20 protein-coding genes are annotated in these 17,005 nt (G+C 40.9%); 12 read left to right on the forward strand and 8 right to left on the reverse strand.

Features of this window, described 5'->3' with window-relative positions:
* Positions 1 to 35 precede the first annotated feature (35 nt).
* Together AZH43_RS14805 and AZH43_RS14810 are read left to right on the forward strand one after the other, a co-directional pair.
* Positions 36 to 1,229, forward strand: a complete 1,194-nt coding sequence (locus tag AZH43_RS14805) for an MFS transporter (RefSeq protein ID WP_067671104.1) — start codon at positions 36 to 38, stop codon at positions 1,227 to 1,229.
* A gap of 368 nt (positions 1,230 to 1,597) precedes the next feature.
* Positions 1,598 to 2,758: an MFS transporter gene (locus tag AZH43_RS14810; protein ID WP_067671107.1), complete on the forward strand. Its 1,161-nt coding sequence runs from the start codon at positions 1,598 to 1,600 to the stop codon at positions 2,756 to 2,758.
* Position 2,759: 1 nt separating this feature from the next.
* Here AZH43_RS14810 and AZH43_RS14815 read toward each other — a convergent pair whose 3' ends face one another.
* Positions 2,760 to 4,166: a sensor domain-containing diguanylate cyclase gene (locus AZH43_RS14815; protein WP_067671117.1), complete on the reverse strand. Its 1,407-nt coding sequence runs from the start codon at positions 4,164 to 4,166 to the stop codon at positions 2,760 to 2,762.
* 308 nt (positions 4,167 to 4,474) lie between these two features.
* On the opposite strand from AZH43_RS14815, the gene AZH43_RS14820 reads away from it, so the two are divergent.
* Entirely contained in the window at positions 4,475 to 4,963 is a 489-nt protein-coding gene (locus tag AZH43_RS14820; protein ID WP_067671120.1) for a hypothetical protein, read from the forward strand.
* Positions 4,964 to 5,024: 61 nt separating this feature from the next.
* Here AZH43_RS14820 and accC read toward each other — a convergent pair whose 3' ends face one another.
* The 4 genes from accC to AZH43_RS14840 form a co-directional block, all read right to left on the reverse strand.
* Entirely contained in the window at positions 5,025 to 6,389 is a 1,365-nt protein-coding gene (gene accC, locus AZH43_RS14825; protein WP_067671123.1) for an acetyl-CoA carboxylase biotin carboxylase subunit, read from the reverse strand.
* A gap of 17 nt (positions 6,390 to 6,406) precedes the next feature.
* Positions 6,407 to 6,826 (reverse strand): acetyl-CoA carboxylase biotin carboxyl carrier protein, encoded by a 420-nt coding sequence (gene accB / locus AZH43_RS14830; RefSeq protein WP_067671126.1) that lies wholly within the window; start codon positions 6,824 to 6,826, stop codon positions 6,407 to 6,409.
* An 18-nt stretch (positions 6,827 to 6,844) separates the two neighbouring features.
* Positions 6,845 to 7,300, reverse strand: coding sequence for a type II 3-dehydroquinate dehydratase (gene aroQ, locus AZH43_RS14835; RefSeq protein WP_067671129.1), 456 nt, complete (start codon positions 7,298 to 7,300; stop codon positions 6,845 to 6,847).
* A gap of 261 nt (positions 7,301 to 7,561) precedes the next feature.
* A complete protein-coding gene (locus AZH43_RS14840) occupies positions 7,562 to 8,848 on the reverse strand; it encodes a Y-family DNA polymerase (protein ID WP_067671132.1) in 1,287 nt (428 codons plus the stop codon).
* A gap of 287 nt (positions 8,849 to 9,135) precedes the next feature.
* Between AZH43_RS14840 and AZH43_RS14845 the strand changes: the two genes are divergently transcribed.
* The 9 genes from AZH43_RS14845 to AZH43_RS14890 all read left to right on the forward strand — a co-directional run bounded on the left by AZH43_RS14845 (position 9,136) and on the right by AZH43_RS14890 (position 14,964).
* Positions 9,136 to 9,603 (forward strand): hypothetical protein, encoded by a 468-nt coding sequence (locus tag AZH43_RS14845; RefSeq protein ID WP_227509824.1) that lies wholly within the window; start codon positions 9,136 to 9,138, stop codon positions 9,601 to 9,603.
* A 293-nt stretch (positions 9,604 to 9,896) separates the two neighbouring features.
* Positions 9,897 to 10,238 (forward strand): immunity protein Imm33 domain-containing protein, encoded by a 342-nt coding sequence (locus tag AZH43_RS14855; protein ID WP_067671140.1) that lies wholly within the window; start codon positions 9,897 to 9,899, stop codon positions 10,236 to 10,238.
* On the forward strand, positions 10,228 to 10,584 hold the full coding sequence (locus tag AZH43_RS14860; RefSeq protein ID WP_081406834.1) for a hypothetical protein: 357 nt from the start codon (positions 10,228 to 10,230) through the stop codon (positions 10,582 to 10,584). Before AZH43_RS14855 ends, AZH43_RS14860 begins: the two co-directional genes overlap by 11 nt.
* Positions 10,585 to 10,962: 378 nt before the next feature.
* Positions 10,963 to 11,223 (forward strand): hypothetical protein, encoded by a 261-nt coding sequence (locus AZH43_RS14865; protein ID WP_067671147.1) that lies wholly within the window; start codon positions 10,963 to 10,965, stop codon positions 11,221 to 11,223.
* A 3-nt stretch (positions 11,224 to 11,226) separates the two neighbouring features.
* Positions 11,227 to 11,979 carry a zeta toxin family protein gene (locus AZH43_RS14870; protein ID WP_067671150.1) on the forward strand — a complete coding sequence of 251 codons (753 nt, stop codon included), beginning with the start codon at positions 11,227 to 11,229 and terminating at the stop codon, positions 11,977 to 11,979.
* A gap of 354 nt (positions 11,980 to 12,333) precedes the next feature.
* Positions 12,334 to 12,753: a YeeE/YedE family protein gene (locus tag AZH43_RS14875; RefSeq protein ID WP_067671153.1), complete on the forward strand. Its 420-nt coding sequence runs from the start codon at positions 12,334 to 12,336 to the stop codon at positions 12,751 to 12,753.
* Positions 12,750 to 13,169, forward strand: a complete 420-nt coding sequence (locus tag AZH43_RS14880) for a DUF6691 family protein (RefSeq protein WP_067671156.1) — start codon at positions 12,750 to 12,752, stop codon at positions 13,167 to 13,169. Before AZH43_RS14875 ends, AZH43_RS14880 begins: the two co-directional genes overlap by 4 nt.
* 2 nt (positions 13,170 to 13,171) lie before the next feature.
* Positions 13,172 to 14,044 carry an MBL fold metallo-hydrolase gene (locus AZH43_RS14885; protein ID WP_067671159.1) on the forward strand — a complete coding sequence of 291 codons (873 nt, stop codon included), beginning with the start codon at positions 13,172 to 13,174 and terminating at the stop codon, positions 14,042 to 14,044.
* Between the two features lie 155 nt (positions 14,045 to 14,199).
* Entirely contained in the window at positions 14,200 to 14,964 is a 765-nt protein-coding gene (locus AZH43_RS14890; RefSeq protein WP_067671162.1) for an alpha/beta fold hydrolase, read from the forward strand.
* A 15-nt stretch (positions 14,965 to 14,979) separates the two neighbouring features.
* On the opposite strand, the gene AZH43_RS14895 is transcribed toward AZH43_RS14890, so the two are convergent.
* The 3 genes from AZH43_RS14895 to AZH43_RS14905 form a co-directional block, all read right to left on the reverse strand.
* The gene (locus AZH43_RS14895; protein ID WP_067671165.1) at positions 14,980 to 15,957 is read right to left on the reverse strand and encodes a M15 family metallopeptidase; all 978 of its coding nucleotides are present in this window, start codon (positions 15,955 to 15,957) and stop codon (positions 14,980 to 14,982) included.
* On the reverse strand, positions 15,954 to 16,556 hold the full coding sequence (locus AZH43_RS14900; RefSeq protein WP_067671168.1) for a hypothetical protein: 603 nt from the start codon (positions 16,554 to 16,556) through the stop codon (positions 15,954 to 15,956). The genes AZH43_RS14895 and AZH43_RS14900 overlap by 4 nt, the downstream gene beginning before the upstream one ends.
* A 26-nt stretch (positions 16,557 to 16,582) precedes the next feature.
* Positions 16,583 to 17,005: DotU family type IV/VI secretion system protein (locus tag AZH43_RS14905; protein WP_171254480.1), on the reverse strand; the 423-nt coding region annotated here is incomplete at its 5' end.

Consider the following 17,005-nt stretch of genomic DNA (forward strand, 5'->3'; position numbering starts at 1 on the left):
TCCTTTATAAATGAATACTTAGAGATATTTCCGATATGAACAGCGTCAATAACCTCCCAACAGAGCACTTACCAATTGGGAAATTACTAGCATTCACACTTGCTGGCTTTATTACAATTATGACTGAAATTATCCCAGCGGGTTTATTACCTTTGATAAGTAAAGACTTAGGTGTTTCAGAGTCTTTAACGGGACAATTAATTTCAGTATATGCTTTAGGATCTGTCGTTACAGCAATCCCGATCGTTTTTGCAACACGCAGTTGGTCAAGAAAATCACTATTCTTATTGGCAATTAGTGGCTTACTTATTTTTAATAGTCTTACAGCGATATCCTCAAACTATATAGTCATATTATTTCTAAGATTTCTCGCAGGAATGTCTGCTGGAGTTATATGGGGAATTTTGGCTGGTTATGCCCGTAATATGGTATCTGGCAATCTACAAGGTAAAGCTATGGCAATCGTTGGTGTTGGTCAACCCATTGCTTTATGCATGGGAGTGCCTATAGCAACATGGCTAGGGAGTATGTTTGGTTGGCGTGGAGTTTTCTTTATGATCTCTAGTTTAACTTTGTGTTTAATTATTTGGGTACAAACAAATTTACCTAATATTCAAGGACAGTTTGTTGATAAAAGAACATCAGTAAAAGAAGTTTTTTATTACCCTGGAATACGTCCAATTTTAGCTGTTCTTTTTCTATGGATGTTTGCTCATAATATTCTGTATACCTTTATTGCGCCTTATATTATTTCAGTTGATCTTGATAAATTTCTTGATTTTATACTCTTAGCATTTGGTTTATTTTCAATTTTAGGCATTTGGTTTACAGGTATTTTTATTGATAGAGCATTAAGAAAACTAGTTTTAATTAGTTTATTAGGTTTTGCTGTTGCCGCTATTTTAATGGGGCTATTTAGTGGTCATGCTTTGATGGTCGTAATAGGTATAGCCTTATGGGGAGTTACATTCGGTGGTGCTCCAACACTATTGCAAACGGCTATCGCAGATACTTCAGGGAATGATGTTGATATTGCTCAGTCAATGTTAGTCACTGTATTTAACTTAGCTGTTGCAGGTGGCGGTATTACAGGTGGAATTCTTCTCAAAGAAATAGGCATCAGTTCTTTTTTTATTAGCATGACCTTTTTATCCTTGATAGGGCTATTTATTGTATTTTTAGCACATAAAAATGGGTTTAAATCCGGTTCTCGACTTAGTATTGAGTAAAAACCGATACTTATTAAGTAGTTCTAAAATCAACATAATACACGTCATACGAAGTATTTGGAGTTTATTTGTAAGTATCAATGTTATATATGAAACCATGACGGGGTTCAGCGCACTGTCATGGTTTCATTGTGATTGCCGCTTCTACTGTAAGGCAAAGCATAGTGCAATTGAAAATCCCTTAAGTGAGAGTTTTTTACTTTTGCAAAATTTAATCATAAACTAATGCTTTGAAGTGCAGTCTACAAATTTTCTGACAATTTATTGATTTTTGTAGACTAATGAACCGCGGTTTTGCCAAATCAGTATACGTTTATATTATTCTGTAAATCTCTTAACTTGTTATAAATACACAGGAATATCACTCGATGCTAAGTTTCCCAATTCAGCATAGGCTCGGTGGATTCTACTTTTTCTACTATGCAATAGTCGGCACTTTTATGCCGTTCTGGAATTTATATCTAGAAAATCAAGGATTTAATTATCAAGAAATAGGGGTTCTTTCTTCCATTGCCATTGTCACACGCTTCTTTGCGCCGTTTATTTGGGGGTGGATTGCAGATAAGTCTGGCAAACGCATGCTGCTGGTCCGTATCGCGACATGGATGGAATGCTGTATCTGGTTCATGATTTTTATCATTCCAAATACCTTCCAGTCCATTGCCTTGCTTATGCTGATTTTCAGTTTTTTTCAAAATGCAATTTTGGCGCAATTTGAAGGTGTTACACTTTTTTGGCTGGGCGATCAGCGCGCTGAGTTTTATGGCAAAGTCCGCAAATGGGGATCTGTCGGTTTTATTGCGGGGGTATTCAGCATTGGCGCGCTTTTGGAAGTTATATCAATTGCACTGCTGCCAATACTGCTTCTTACCGTTGCCTCTTTAGCATTTATATGGTCATTCAGCATCAAGGAGCCTAATGCAGCGCCACAGCCGCAAAAGCAGCTGGAACCTTTATGGCCCATTTTAAAACGGCCCGCAGTCGCATGCTTTTTTAGCATCGAATTTCTACTGTTATTTTCACATGCGCCTTTTTACAGTTTTTATAGTAATTATTTGCACCAGATGGGGTATACCACAGGGCAAATAGGTTTGCTTTGGTCTGCCGGGGTGATTGCTGAAATTGTTATGTTTGCATTTGCCAATCTTTTTTTAACCCGATTTTCATGGCGGTCATTGGTTTGTGTGTGTCTGCTTTTGACAGGGCTGCGCTGGGTGATGGTGGGGCTCTATCCTCATGAAATACTTGTTCAGTTTATTGCGCAGACCATTCATGCATTCAGTTTTGGTTTATTTCATATGATTGCCATGCGGATTATTTTCCAGAATTTTACTGCAGGCCAGCAAGGCCGAGGGCAAGCACTATATAGCACGATGTGGGGCTTGGGTGTAGCCAGTGGCAGTATGCTAGCTGGTCATTATTGGGATCAAATTTCTGGGCAAATTATTTTTATGCTGGCTGGCGCATCGACCTTGGCCGGGTTGTGTTTTATTGGGGGTTTACCAAAGCGCAATCAGGCTGAAAATTAAATCAATTGAATGAGACGACTTGGTTGCGGCCATGTTCTTTGGCATGATACAGAGCATCATCGGCATTATTGATTAGGCTTTGAATTGTTGGATGTTCAGCCGTATCAAAAGCATCCTGATGCGTAATGCCGATACTGACAGTAATATGCAAAGGCGCCTTACCATGGATGCTGATGGGCGAATTTTCAGTGACATTGCGAATGCGTTCGGCAATATTATAAGCTTCCTGATATTTCACGTTCTGTAAGAATATAACAAACTCTTCTCCGCCAATCCGGCCGAATAAATCCTTATTGCGTAAATTGTGCTGCACCGTCCGGGCAAAATGCTGCAGAACCAAATCTCCAGCATAATGACCATGTTGGTCATTCAAATTTTTGAAATGATCTATATCCAGCATAATGATTGAAAATGGCTGGCGTTTTATATTTTGCAGCAGCTGTTCACTTTGCTGGAAAAAGTATCGGCGTGTCATGGCGCGGGTCAAGCTGTCATGGTTGGCCAAATATAAAACTTGCTTAAACAGTTCGTGGCGGTTTTGGCTGATGATACAGAGGATCAGCGGCGCCAAGCTCAGCATACATAGACCGATGCGCACTGAAATCGCTGTAGATAAATAAGCATCGGAAGATTCCGATAAATAAAATTGATTCAAGCTGTGATAAGTTGCCAGCAATACAGCAAAATTGATGACGGCCACAGAAAACAGCCGATAACTCAAGGCTGCCCAAATTAGAGCTGCAAGCGGGTAGAGAAGCGCTCCAGGCCCTGAAAGCAAATATGTCATCAGCACACAAATGAAAATCGCAATGAGTGGAAATATATGGCTAATCGGATACTGCTTATGTCTTCTATCGTAAACAGCATGCTTGAATTCTGTCCATGTCGGCATGGCTAAGATTAAAGGAATAATTAAAATGGCATTCACCAATTCACTTGTCCACCACATGCCAAAATCTATCCAAAGGCGGTCAGTCGACATAAAAGTATTGGGGACATGCGGAATAGTAAATACAGCAAATACAGCGCCGGCTAAACAGCCTGCAAATGCGCAGATTGCAAATAAATAGAGAAAGGTGAAGCCTTTGTTGTAATTTCGGTAATTAATTTTGAAATAATTGATAAAAAATAAAGAAACTGCAACTGTCAGCAAATTTGACAGCGTCAAGAACAAAGTCAGTTCAAAATAATTGCCAGTCAGCAGATCTGCCATCATATAAGCAATAAAAGCGCCTAGCCAGCCACTGAAAACATTCAGTTGGGGAAAGCGCATAAATAATGCCAGCAGTGCCGCATTTGCTGGCCAAAAGAAAGCTAAAAAGGAGAGAGGACGGGTTACGATTCCGAGCAGGCAGCATATAAAAACGACTGAGGTAACAATTGCAAAAGCTTTAGTCTGTGTAGTCATCGGTGCAGATGGATAATCTAGAGAATGCAAGCGGATGAATCCCTTCCTGTAAATAGCCTAAGCTAAAGCGATGCTTTAGACTAAAGTTTAATCAATTTATTATTTTAATCGATAAATTGGCGATGAATGTGGAGAAATTATGAAAAAAAGGATTTTTTTTGAAAAAAGATAAGAAAATTATAAAAACGGCAGTAAATCAGCAGTGATTTATTCAGCTTTAAAAAATTGTTATAAAATGGTGATAAATAAATGTTTTATAAAAAAATGTGGTAATTTATTACACATGGTTTATATGACTGAATAAACGTATGAAAAAAACATATTTAACTGTTTTACTTATGATATTTGCTTCTGGTGCAATGGCCGCTGACAATAAAAAATTAACACAAAATCAAAATGCTGAAGATCAGGTTCAGGCAAATGCTGTTAATAATTTCCGCGTGACTACACGTCCGGAAATTGTCGGGCTATGGGGAATGGAAATACCAAATAACCGCAAATGTATCGAATATTATAATTTTAAAAGCAATAATGATGTTGTGATTAAAAGCGGCGCTGAGTGGTCTTCTGGTTTATATGATTATCAGCCGCCGCAAGATCAAGACACGCAATTGCCGGCACTGGTTTTACAAGTAAAATATGACAATAACGAGCCCGACTGTTCTGGCAATAAAACGGATCAGACAGGTGAAATTTCACAATATTATGTACAGTGGGAAAATGCCAGCACAATTAATTTTTGCGCCAATGAAAAAGCTGAGCAGTGCTTTGCCACTTTGCGCCGTGTACTGCCATAATTAAGCTTTGCAATATGCAATAAAAAAACCGCTCATTGAGCGGTTTTTTATTCAGTCAGGCTTATGCTTTGTCTTCATGGCCTTCAAGCTGTTTCAGCAAATGTTTTTCCAGATAATGGATGTCCATTGCATGCTTCGTGAATTTTTTATCTTCAAGAATCAAGTCCTTATGAAGCGGAATATTGGTTTTAATGCCTGTAAGGATCATTTCTTCCAAAGCTTGCTTCATACGGGCAATTGATGTTTCCCGGTCTTTGCCGTGAGCAATCAATTTCGCAATCATAGAATCGTAGTAGGGCGGAATGCTGTAACCTTGATAAATATGAGAGTCTAAACGGATTCCTGCACCGCCTGGCGCATAGAAATGTTCGATTTTACCCGGTGACGGCATAAACGTAGTCGGGTCTTCAGCATTGATCCGGCATTCAATGGCATGGCCTTTGCAAACCACGTCTTCTTGCTGAATGTCCAAGCCTAAGCCTGCCGCAATAAGAAGCTGCTGCGCAATAATATCGACGCCAGTCACCATTTCAGTCACTGGGTGTTCAACCTGAACGCGGGTGTTCATTTCAATAAAGAAGAATTCACCGTCTTCGAATAAGAACTCAAATGTTCCTGCACCGCGGTATTGCATCAATTTACATGCGTTGACGCATGCCTCTAAGATGTCAGCACGCGCTTCTTCAGGCAGGCCTGGCGCTGGCGCTTCTTCCAAAACTTTTTGGTGGCGGCGCTGAAGCGAGCAGTCACGGTCATAAAGATGGATAGCATGGCCGTTGCCATCGCCCAGAATCTGAACTTCGACATGACGCGGTTTTTGCAGGAAGCGTTCCATATAAACCGTATCATCGCCAAACCACATTTCAGCATCCCGCTGTGCGGCTTGAACAGATTCAAGCAACGTGTCTACACGCTCAACAATACGCATACCGCGTCCGCCGCCGCCAGAGGCTGCTTTGACAATCAGCGGAAAGCCGATTTCTTTGGCTTCTGCAAGGGCATTGTGAATAGTTACAGCATGGTCACAACCGGGAACAGTCGGAACGCCAGCTTTTTTCATGGCAATAATGGCGGAAACTTTGTTCCCCATTAAGCGGATATGTTCAGGACGCGGGCCAATAAAGATAAAGCCTGAGCTTTCTACAATTTCAGCAAATTCTGCGTTTTCAGATAAAAAACCATAGCCAGGGTGAATGGCGTCCGCACCTGTAATTTCTGCAGCGGTAATAATCGCTGGAATGTTCAGGTAACTTTCACTGCTTGCACCAGGACCAATACATACCGCTTCATCACAGAAACGTAAATGCATAAGGTCTTTATCTGCATCGGAATAAATACCAACGGTTTTAATTCCTAAAGTTTTGCAGGCCCGGGTGATGCGCAAGGCAATTTCACCGCGATTTGCAATTAAAACTTTTTGCAACATTATTTATCCCCGAGGTCTTAGGCGCGGTAGCGGAACAATGGTTGGCCAAATTGGATGACATCGCCGTTTTTCACTAAAATTTCTTCAACTACACCGCTTTGAGTGGCTTCAATCGGGTTCATGATTTTCATTGCTTCAATAATGCCCAAAGTTTCACCTGCTGAAACAGTTTGGCCTACTTTCACAAATGTCGCTTCACCCGGACTTGGAGCCGCATAGAACACCCCAACCATTGGCGAAGTTTCAACAGCGCCGCGAGGCGTTTTGGCAGCAGGAGCCGCTGAAGCTGCTGGCGCCGGCATTGCAGGAACTGCTGCTGCAACCATTGGACTGCGACGCGTTAAAGCAATCGATTGATCGCCTTCTTTAACTTCTATCGCCTGTAAGTCAGATTCAATCATCAAATCGATGAGTTTCTTGATTTTACGGATATCCATGAGACAGTATTCCTAATTTTAAGATTGTAAAGATGGCTGGATTTTTTCGATAGCGTAGTCAAGTGCGGCGAAATAGCCTTTTGCACCTAAACCGCAAATTACGCCAACGGCTTTATCCGACAAATATGAATGATGGCGGAATGCTTCACGCGCATGTACATTTGATAAGTGAACTTCAATAAATGGAATCGCTACGCCAAGAAGGGCATCGCGCACTGCAACAGACGTATGTGTCAATGCCGCAGGATTGATAATGATGAACTGTACGCCGTCAACCTGTGCTCGATGAATGCGGTCAACAATTGCGCCTTCCCAGTTGCTTTGGAAAGTATTTAAAGAAATTGATGCTTTTTGCGCTTGTACATTGAGCTGCTGATTTATATCCTCAAGGGTGAGGTATCCGTAAACTTCCGGTTCTCGCTGTCCCAGCAAATTTAGATTCGGTCCATGAATGACCAATATGGTCGAACTCATTCAGCTTGCTCCAATTAAAAATTGCAAAAATACTTTGCAAGATATCAGCAAAGTTTGCTCATTATGGCATAAAATTCTACATTTCTTTTATAATTTCTTTGATTTGACGTAGAAAGTATGTGCCAGAATTGAACAGTATAATGAAAACTTTGCAGACAATTGGCAATGTTAAAAGATTACATTTTTTAGAATTATCTGTTTTTTTTTATTTTAAACCCAATTGGCGAAAACTGTTCATATCATTTGTGTAACGGCCTGCAATCAGTGGACGCTTAACAGTTCATTCCAGCAGGTTGTATAGTGCGGTGAGCGGTGTTCCTGCTTCATTTTCCAGGTTTGCTGTACAGATGAAAATCCAGCTTGAATGCAGTCGGGGCCATATCTGTTTTTCATGTCGGATAATGTATTCATCAGCTGATCGCGCTGCTGAATTTTGTCCAGCGGCTGCCATAAATCATAAGTATGAAGCTTTTTCTCATACAGTGCGCTGAACATCACGGCAACTTTAACATATCTAGTATTTTCTTTAAATAAAACATCTATTTGATGCAGGCATGCACGGTTGATGGTAAGCAGGTCGTCAGTTGCATACTCTAGGCCGATCGCGTGTGAAAGGCTCTTTTTATAGGGCGGATAGGGAACTTTTTCATACAGGGTGATATGCAGCGCTGCACAGAGCTGCTGCTGTTTGGACAATCGTTTATGGGCACGGTTCACATGAAAGATCATTGCTTGTTTAATGATCTCTTTATCTGTTAATGGTTTAGCAAAACTTCGTGAAGAGAGGATTTGCTTAGATGGAATGCCGGGGTCATCCAGAGCAATGCAGGATTGACCTTTTAGTTCACGGATGGTGCGGGCCAGCAGTACAGAGAACTGCTTTGCGAGATGATGTTCATTGGCAAAAGTTAAATCATAGCAGCTGCGGATATTATAGCTTTCCAGTTTTTTGCCAATTTTCCGCCCGATCCCCCAAATTTCAGAGACGGGCGTATGCATCATTAAATGCTCTGTATCGCATAAATCCATGTCAATCATGCTGCAGACAGAATGAAAACCATGATGGGTTTTCGCAAAATAATTTGCCAGCTTTGCCTGTGTTTTACTGCGGCCAATACCGATACAGCAGGGCAGTCCTATCCATTTTTGAATGGTTTGCACGATTTGCCTGCAGTGCTGTTCCATATCGAGAATGCTGCGGTAACTGCTAAGGCGGATAAAGCATTCATCTATTGAATACGGCTCTAGATCATCAAGGCTAAAATGCTGTTCCAAAATTGTAAAAAAGCGCTGCGACATATCAGCGTATAATGCGTAGTTGCTGGAAAAGACCTGTACACCTGCCTGCAGGGCATTATTTTGTACTTCATGCCAAGGCATAGCCATGCCGATGTTCAGCGCTTTAGCTTCGCTGCTGCGGGATACTACACAGCCATCATTATTAGACAGAACCACTACCGGTTTGCCATTGAGGGATGGATTAAAAACCCGCTCACAGCTGACATAGCAGTTATTGATGTCAATTAATGCGAAAATCTCTTCAGGCATGATTGAATTTTCTATTTTGTTACAAAATCAAAATAAAGCATAGATTGATTCTGCTGAGAGATCAAACCGTGCGGAAATAAATCAGATAAAAGGCAAGTGAAAAGCAGAAAAACCATTAAATTGGATAGATTCTCTGAGATTTCGTGAAGATGAGCGCATATTGCTGCAATTAATGATTTTCCTTTATAGAAAGGTGTAGTAAGTTCTTGCTCAGAAGAGTTCATTAGAACGAAAAAAATGAAATGCGCTTAATTCATTAATTGACAGAGGGTAATATGAAAAAGTTAATGAGCTTAATGTTAGGTACGCTGTTGGTCTCAGGCTGTGCATCGTTGCCGGAAAGCGAAAATGTTGGAACTCGAGGTTTGCCGCTGTGTGAAGCGAATGAATTATGTCCAACGGTGATGGTCAGCTGGAATGAACAGAAAAAAGATGTTCTTGATATGACAATCAGCCTAAACAGCGTCAGCCATTACTATAATATTAAGCATGTCAGCTTCAGCAATGGTCAAAAGACTTTAGGCTTTGATCCAGCTGCGGCTACTGAACAGGAGCCGATATTAGGCATGTACCGTTCACGCACTTCAGTGACGGTTCCTGTAAAACTGATGGCAGCGCTGAAAGTGCAAGGGCCAAAAGAAGCTCAGTCAATTACAATGAGCTTAGAGACCGATAAAGGAACAATAACCCGTTACGTGCTGAAGAATGGCCAAGAATCTTTACTGTTTCAGCAGTTTAAGACGGTATATAAATAATCGGATTCTTTATTGAAAGCGAAATTAAAGCATTGGGCAAATCCAGTGCTTTTTTTATGCAGAATGCCATTCCTGTTTTTGCAGAAAATACACTGAAAAATGCGATCTGCAGTTTGTACTGAAACGGTTTTATTCCATAAAAAATTGCGGCTATCACTTAGTTTGCAATTTAGTTTGAAATTAGGATTTTGTCCTAGCAGAACTTGTTTTTTGTTTTTGAAGTGAAATTGGCTATCTGACATATTGATCGGATACAATAGCGCTTTCAAATCCACAATGAATGCCTGAGAACTATGGATCGAGAGCTGATTGAAGAACAAAAACTGGTATGCGAGGAATTTGGCTCTGCATATTTGCCTGTTAATGAAAGTGATGTTGTTGCCATTGCACTGCAGACTTTAAATAAAGAGCCAATCGTCGGTTTACGTAAACTGCCGGATGAAAATAAAGTCTCATGGTTTATCTACGGCGGTGAGCTGGGCGACAATGAAGAGTTTTTTGAAATTATCACGGTAAAAGCGCTGGAAAAAGAATTTCCAGATGCACTGCCGTATCTAGCGCTCGATTCGGGCTATCGCTTTATGATTGACGCTGATGATTATGAAGATGTGTGGAAAGAAGGCGATGAAGCTTAATCTTGCCATGCTTCTTTTTTGTGCCATGAATTTTGCGCATGCAGAAACTTTGACACAGCAGAATTATGATCAGCAGATCAAACACTACACAGAGATTATTCAGCAGACTAAATCTATTTTAGATGAGCCAAACTCAAAGGCCGATGCAAAAATGCAAAGTCAGGCTTTTTGTGACCGTTTAGATGCGTATGAACAAATCGCAAAACTGTCTAGAGAAAATGCAAATTTAGAATTGGCATCTATTATGCTGATGGCGTCAGAGTCCTATTTAAATAGGCAGCAGGACAGTTTAAGTGGTTCAGGTATGACCTCTGCGGTGTTTTGTGCTGGAAAAATTAAGCAATAAATCATTCTGAAAATAGAAATTGTCAGAAAATGACAGAAAATAGGCCGGTAATGATAAGCAGGTCAAATTATCATAGCTATTGTTAGAGAAGATAAGTTCAGCATCCCTGGCTGAGCAATTTTTTCTTTAATGCATCATGTTGATGCCGGTCCCTGATAGCCACTGAAAAGTGGCTTTTTTTATTCAAAAAAGACAGTTGGAATATGCGTATTTCTAATGTCCGCTAATTTTAAGGGCTTAGAAAAATAGCCGTAAGATTCAGCACATCGCTTGGGTTAAAGATTCTTAATAACTGCGCTGCTGTTGAAGAAATAGACAAATGAAGCCAGTATGCTAAGATAGATTCAACACAGGGTGTTTAATTTCAGGAGTTGTTGAATGACAGCTTACACTTCAGTCATCAAAGCCGGCAAGTATGAAGATGATATGATTCCTAAACTGGCAATTCATGCCTTCCGTCATGCCTTTGAACGCGCCTGCGCGTCTTCGGAAGTTGTATATGCCAAGAATCAGCAACTGATGCGCCGTGATAAAAATGGCCAAGAAACCGCTGTGAAAGATCTCTCACAAGCTTATGTCGATGCAGAGCATTTACCTAAAGTACTCAAGCGCAAGAAGAAATTTGAGGGAACTGCATAATACATGCCCCGGCAGCCTCGCATCAGGATGTTTGCAGGGCCTAATGGTTCTGGAAAAAGCACCGTCAAAGAATATTTACTGCCCCAGCATATTGGGGCATATTTAAATGCGGATGAACTGGAGCAGCAGCTGAATCAAACCCAGTGCATTGATTTAATGAGCTACTATCCTGCTTTAAATTCGCATGAATTGCTGAATTTTCTGAAACAAAAGAAACGCCCCAAAGCAGGGGAATACAGACCGCTGTTATCCAAAGAGCCCGCCATATTAGATGAATGGAAAATTCTGTTTGAAGCCAGTGAAATAGACTCTTATCTTTGCGCTAGAATTATTGATTATATCCGGCTGGCATTTTTAGATTTAAAAGTGAGCTTTACCTTTGAAACAGTTATGCCGCATGTTTCAAAGGTCGAGTTTTTAAAGACCGCTAAGCATAAAGGCTATCAGACATATTTGTATTTTGTGTCTACGGTAGATCCTCTGATTAATATTGCCCGCGTCAAATATCGGGTACAAACAGGCGGTCATGGTGTGCCTGAACAGAAGATTATTGAACGTTACCAACGCAGTATGGATTTGCTCATGCAAGCTATAGAAGCGGCAGACCGCACCTATATTTTTGATAACTCTGCGGATGGACAGGTTGCCTCATTTATTGCAGAGATTGAATCAGCAGAAATTCTGAAGATGAACCAAAGTTTAAAAGTGCTTCCGAAATGGTTTGCAGAAAAAGTCCTAAAGGATTTTGAAGCATAAATGTTGCTATATGCAGGATGCATGGCAAGAGATGTGTTATGGAAAATTAGTTTAGAAAATCTAACTAAAAAAATAGAAAGTTAAAAAATCCTCGGGGAAATAATCAAACGTATTTTTTAATTATTAAATTCACATAAACAATCAATTATTGAAAGAAGATAAATTAAATGATTATTCAGTAGTTTCAAGCATTAAAATAAATCTAGACTTCAGTATCACCATGCTCGATGAGGCAAATTGAAGCTAAATCTCAAGTTTGTGCTAGAGGGTAGAAAAAAGGAAAAGAAATAGCACTTGAATTTTGCTGAAAAAAACATATTATAAAAACATATATTGTTTTGTGGGAAATAATGAATGCATGATTTCATACTAGCTTTCATTGGGGGGGCCATGCTGGGAGTATCGGCTGTTGGCTATTTATATGTGCATGGAAAAATTGCCGGTATCAGCGGTTTGGTCGGGCAGCTATTTAATGCTAATCATTTGATGCAGCGTCCCGCGACTTGGTTTTTGCTTGGGCTCTTCACGGTTCCATTCATATACGGCATTTTTGTACAGCCTGAAATTACACTGAATGCAAGTCCATGGATGATGATCATTGCAGGCTTGCTGGTTGGTTTCGGCACACGCCTAGGTTCAGGCTGTACCAGCGGACATGGCATCTGCGGCATCAGCCGCCTTTCAAAACGCTCAGTAATTGCGACAGCTGTTTTTATGGCAGCAGGCATGCTTACGGTCTTTGTTATGCGTCATGTACTGGGAGTTTCAGCATGAAAAATTTCCTCGCATTTATTTTTGGCGGATTATTTGCAATAGGCTTGATGGTTTCAGGCATGGCCAATCCTGAAAAAGTACTCAACTTTCTAGACATTGCTGGCTCATGGGACCCTAGTTTGGCGTTTGTGATGGCAGGCGCAATTGCAGTGGCCTTTATTCCATTTCAGCGCGCTGTCCGTCATACAGAAATAAAAACGGTCTATGGTGAGGCGATTGATTTACCTAAAAACAAACATTTAGATGCTAAGCTGATGGCTGGCAGCTGTTTATTTGGTATTGGATGGGGGATTGCTGGAATTTGTCCTGCGCCCAGCTTTAGTTTAATTGGATTAGGTTACTATCAAGCGCTTTATTTTATTGCTGCAATGTTTATGGGTGTATGGCTGCACCGTATTTTGACCAGAGGAAATTAATCATGACAAAACCGTGGGTGCAGGATTTTTTTGATAAAAATACCAACACGTTCAGTTACGTGGTGACAGATCCAATAAGCAGAAAATGCGCTGTGATTGACAGTGTTTTAGATTACGATGCACCTTCGGCCACTACATCAACAGTGCATGCAGATCAAATTCTTGCTTTTATTCAGGAAAATAGCCTAAGCATAGAATGGATTTTGGAAACCCATGTGCATGCAGATCATTTGACTGCAGCCCAATATATAAAAGAGCAGGCGGGCGGCAAAATTGCCATTAGCCACAATATTGCCGCTGTACAGCAAGTATTCAGCGCTATCTATAATTTTGACATAAAGTACTTCAACTCAAATCAGGTGTTTGATTATTTATTTGATGATCATGACGCTTTTAAAATTGGTGAAATGAATGCCTTTAATATCCCAACACCAGGCCATACACCGGCTTGTCTCAGCTATGTGATCGGAGATGCTGTATTTGTCGGCGATACATTGTTTATGCCGGATTATGGAACAGCGCGGTGTGATTTTCCAAAGGGCAGTGCAGCGGCATTATATGATTCTGTGCAGCTGCTTTATGCGCTGCCTGAACAAACCCGGATATTTTTATGTCACGACTATTTGCCCGAAGGACGTCAGCAATATCATTGTGAAACCTCAATTCACGCGCAGAAAACGGAAAATATTCATATACATGACGGTGTTCAAAAAATCGAATTTGTCGAAATGCGTAACCGCCGTGACGCGTCCTTGAGCATGCCTAAACTGATTCTGCCAGCAATTCAAATTAATATGAACGCCGGACGAATGCCGAATGCTGAAGAAAATGGCATCCGCTACTTAAAATTGCCTCTTAACTATTTTTACCGATAAAAAACAGCTCAGCGGTCTGGCATTTTAATCAGGCCGCTTAATTTTTTACATTCTAAAATAGCCTAAGCAAAATAATAAATTTATAAAAGGCAATTGATTAAATAATTACGAGCAATCATTATTCAATATCTATACAAGTAACCAGCCCACTCAGCATGATTCTTAATTACGAACTACAGATAAATTCAGACTCAAAAAATACCCCAATTGTATTCATTCACGGCTTGTTTGGAAGTTTAAGCAATTTGGGTATGCTGGCCCGCGCATTTATGAAAACCCACACCGTTTTACAGCTGGATGTGCGGAATCATGGGAAATCAGGACATTCCGCGGAAATGAATTATGGCTTGATGGCACAGGATATTGTAGAAACATTAGATCAAATAGGATTGCCGCAGGTCAGTTTAGTCGGGCATTCCATGGGAGGCAAAATTGCGATGCGTACAGCGCATCTTGCACCAGAGCGTATCGAGTCTCTGGCAATTTTAGATGTTGCGCCGTTTGCCTATCAGCAAAACCATCATGATCAGATTTTTAAAGCGTTAATTGCCGTAGAACAGGAAAAACCTCAAACACGTCAGCAGGCTATTGAAATAATGAAAAAGTTTGTGGCTGATGAAATGGTGATTCAGTTTTTGTTAAAATCCTTTTCTAAAGGCCAGTGGCTGTTTAATGTGCAAGCTCTATATAAGCACTATGCAGATATTTTGAGCTGGGAAGAACAGCCGGCATGGCTAAAACCAGCATTATTTTTACGTGGAACTGCATCACCGTATATTGGAAAACCGGAATATCTAGAGGCAATTTCACGCCAATTCCCTTTGGCGGAAATTCAGGATATTCAAGATGCCGGGCATTGGCTGCATGCAGAAAAAACAGCGGAAGTCTTGGAACAGCTGCATAGGTATCTCAATAACTGAATCACTGATATGACTCTATGGCGTATTCGCAAAATTTCCAGCCTGCAATTGGCCTTCTGACGTCAGCTGTTCCGCCATTTCTTGCGTTTTTTTCAGACCGGGCATACGGTATTCCGTGTGTCCATAGTCCTGTATAGATGTCCAGCGTCCGCCCCAGGTTAAGCCGACGGATTCAGATACTTGGCCATACAGCTGATATCCGCGCATTGCCCAAGGATCGCGTTCTGAAATGACAACTTTTCCATTACGCTTAAATGCTGCATCTGCAGCTAATCCAAATTGATGATAGCTTTGATAGCCGCGCGCACGGGTGGTATTTACATTCAGCGCCAGTGAATTTTGACGCTCTGGGCTGCGGTAGCCTTCCAAAAGCACCATCTCATAACCATGCTGTTCGCGCATAATTTTAAAGACCATCAGCAGGCGCTGCTTGTAGCGCGGATTGATTTTATTCCATTTACGGTCGGCTAAAGCAATATCTGTATGATTATGCTCAAATAGATTTTCATCTGATGAATTTGTTTCAAAAGAGGGTGAAATTTGAGACGCTTTAATAATAGAATCCGAAGTTTCTAAAGCCATCGCATCATTAATGGCTTCCTGCACCAGAAGATCATCCACCTCTGGCGGGATATCCAGCAATTGGCCGTCCAGCATGGCATAAATTTGCGGATCGGTTTGTTTTAAATAATCTGTTTCAATGGTAGATGCAGTAATGGGGCGGGTGAATGCGTACAGCAAGATACTGGAGAATAGGAAAAAACCGGCAATTAAGATCCACCACTGCTGCAAGTGCCAATGTGACTGAATTTGATCAGGTGAAGCTGCCGTATTGAGCTGCTGTGCGAATTGCTTTGCCGTTAACAGTTGAGATTTACTGCGTGAACATATGGTCTTTATCGTTTGCTGAAGCCAGTTTCTGCATTCATACGATACCCAAAGCGCCATAGCGCATGCAGCAATTAAAAAGCTGCAGCTCAGCAAAATAATCATGGAATAATGGCAGGCTCTTTCATGGGAGCCAGTGTTTTCGTCACAGTTACTTGTACGGAACCTTGTGGGCTGATGGTTTCCTGTTCTGCCGCCATCGATGCTTGGACTTGAATAGCTGAAGTCACAGCTATAGATTTTGTTTGGTTTATCTTTTTTACAGAGGCTTCTGGCTTGGCCTTTAAGTCAGATGGTATGTTTTTTACTGCAGCGGGCGCTGGCGGATGCAGCTTGGTTTTTTCAAATGGAGAACCATTTTGAATCAATGGCTTTTCTTCTTTTTCATGCTTAAAGGCATTCATTAAATCGCCATCATAATGCTGACCATATTTAATTTCATTTTCCTTGTCTTCGTCTGCGGAGAATACTGACGGAGCAGCATGTTCAGAATTTATGGATGACTGAGCCGCTTGCTCTTGCGGTAAATGAGTTTGAGGCAGTGCTGAATTACCGTCATTATTTTTTAAACTTATGTACATTAAAACGGCGCCAATAAATGCAATACCGGCAAAAAAACCGAGAACCGCATGAGCGATTGGAGGAAGCTGCTTTTTTTGAGTCGATTGCAATATGCGTACGTTATTTTGTTTTTCGTTTGCCATTTTTATGGTTCTTACAGTAATTATTATTATGGTAAATGGATAATGATATAAGCCTGTTCTGCAGGTGCAACAATAATATTTTGGAATTTAGCAAACGACTTATCGCTTTGACTGTCTAGCATAAAATGTAAGGCTGTAAATGCAATCAATGAAAAAGTAAGCCAGAAAATTAAAATCCACAAGAAAGGCAGCTCGCGGTGAATGATGTGTTTAATTTGATCAGGAAGGGCTGCAAAGGGTGAAAATGAATCTTTCTTGCCTTTTAAATAGTCAATTTCATCACCGACCCGCGAAGCAAGAACATTCAGGTTTTCTATTGATTCTAAACGGTATTTGCCATGGAACCCCAATAGCATGCAATAGTGGTAGACCTCAAGCGCCGGCAGCCGCTCTTTACCTTTGCTTCGGATCTCATCCAGCTGTTCAAAAAAGCGGTAGCCTGCCAGCTG

This window comes from Acinetobacter pragensis (assembly GCF_001605895.1).
GTDB classification, from domain to species: domain Bacteria; phylum Pseudomonadota; class Gammaproteobacteria; order Pseudomonadales; family Moraxellaceae; genus Acinetobacter; species Acinetobacter pragensis.

Excerpts from the sequence above, each read along its gene's own strand:
- AZH43_RS14805 (WP_067671104.1), top strand. The coding sequence starts at position 36 with ATGAACAGCGTCAATAACCTCCCAACAGAGCACTTACCAATTGGGAAA.
- AZH43_RS14810 (WP_067671107.1), top strand. The coding sequence starts at position 1,598 with ATGCTAAGTTTCCCAATTCAGCATAGGCTCGGTGGATTCTACTTTTTC.
- AZH43_RS14815 (WP_067671117.1), bottom strand. The coding sequence starts at position 4,166 with ATGACTACACAGACTAAAGCTTTTGCAATTGTTACCTCAGTCGTTTTT.
- AZH43_RS14820 (WP_067671120.1), top strand. The coding sequence starts at position 4,475 with ATGAAAAAAACATATTTAACTGTTTTACTTATGATATTTGCTTCTGGT.
- accC (WP_067671123.1), bottom strand. The coding sequence starts at position 6,389 with ATGTTGCAAAAAGTTTTAATTGCAAATCGCGGTGAAATTGCCTTGCGC.
- accB (WP_067671126.1), bottom strand. The coding sequence starts at position 6,826 with ATGGATATCCGTAAAATCAAGAAACTCATCGATTTGATGATTGAATCT.
- aroQ (WP_067671129.1), bottom strand. The coding sequence starts at position 7,300 with ATGAGTTCGACCATATTGGTCATTCATGGACCGAATCTAAATTTGCTG.
- AZH43_RS14840 (WP_067671132.1), bottom strand. The coding sequence starts at position 8,848 with ATGCCTGAAGAGATTTTCGCATTAATTGACATCAATAACTGCTATGTC.
- AZH43_RS14845 (WP_227509824.1), top strand. The coding sequence starts at position 9,136 with ATGAGCTTAATGTTAGGTACGCTGTTGGTCTCAGGCTGTGCATCGTTG.
- AZH43_RS14855 (WP_067671140.1), top strand. The coding sequence starts at position 9,897 with ATGGATCGAGAGCTGATTGAAGAACAAAAACTGGTATGCGAGGAATTT.
- AZH43_RS14860 (WP_081406834.1), top strand. The coding sequence starts at position 10,228 with ATGAAGCTTAATCTTGCCATGCTTCTTTTTTGTGCCATGAATTTTGCG.
- AZH43_RS14865 (WP_067671147.1), top strand. The coding sequence starts at position 10,963 with ATGACAGCTTACACTTCAGTCATCAAAGCCGGCAAGTATGAAGATGAT.
- AZH43_RS14870 (WP_067671150.1), top strand. The coding sequence starts at position 11,227 with ATGCCCCGGCAGCCTCGCATCAGGATGTTTGCAGGGCCTAATGGTTCT.
- AZH43_RS14875 (WP_067671153.1), top strand. The coding sequence starts at position 12,334 with ATGCATGATTTCATACTAGCTTTCATTGGGGGGGCCATGCTGGGAGTA.
- AZH43_RS14880 (WP_067671156.1), top strand. The coding sequence starts at position 12,750 with ATGAAAAATTTCCTCGCATTTATTTTTGGCGGATTATTTGCAATAGGC.
- AZH43_RS14885 (WP_067671159.1), top strand. The coding sequence starts at position 13,172 with ATGACAAAACCGTGGGTGCAGGATTTTTTTGATAAAAATACCAACACG.
- AZH43_RS14890 (WP_067671162.1), top strand. The coding sequence starts at position 14,200 with ATGATTCTTAATTACGAACTACAGATAAATTCAGACTCAAAAAATACC.
- AZH43_RS14895 (WP_067671165.1), bottom strand. The coding sequence starts at position 15,957 with ATGATTATTTTGCTGAGCTGCAGCTTTTTAATTGCTGCATGCGCTATG.
- AZH43_RS14900 (WP_067671168.1), bottom strand. The coding sequence starts at position 16,556 with ATGGCAAACGAAAAACAAAATAACGTACGCATATTGCAATCGACTCAA.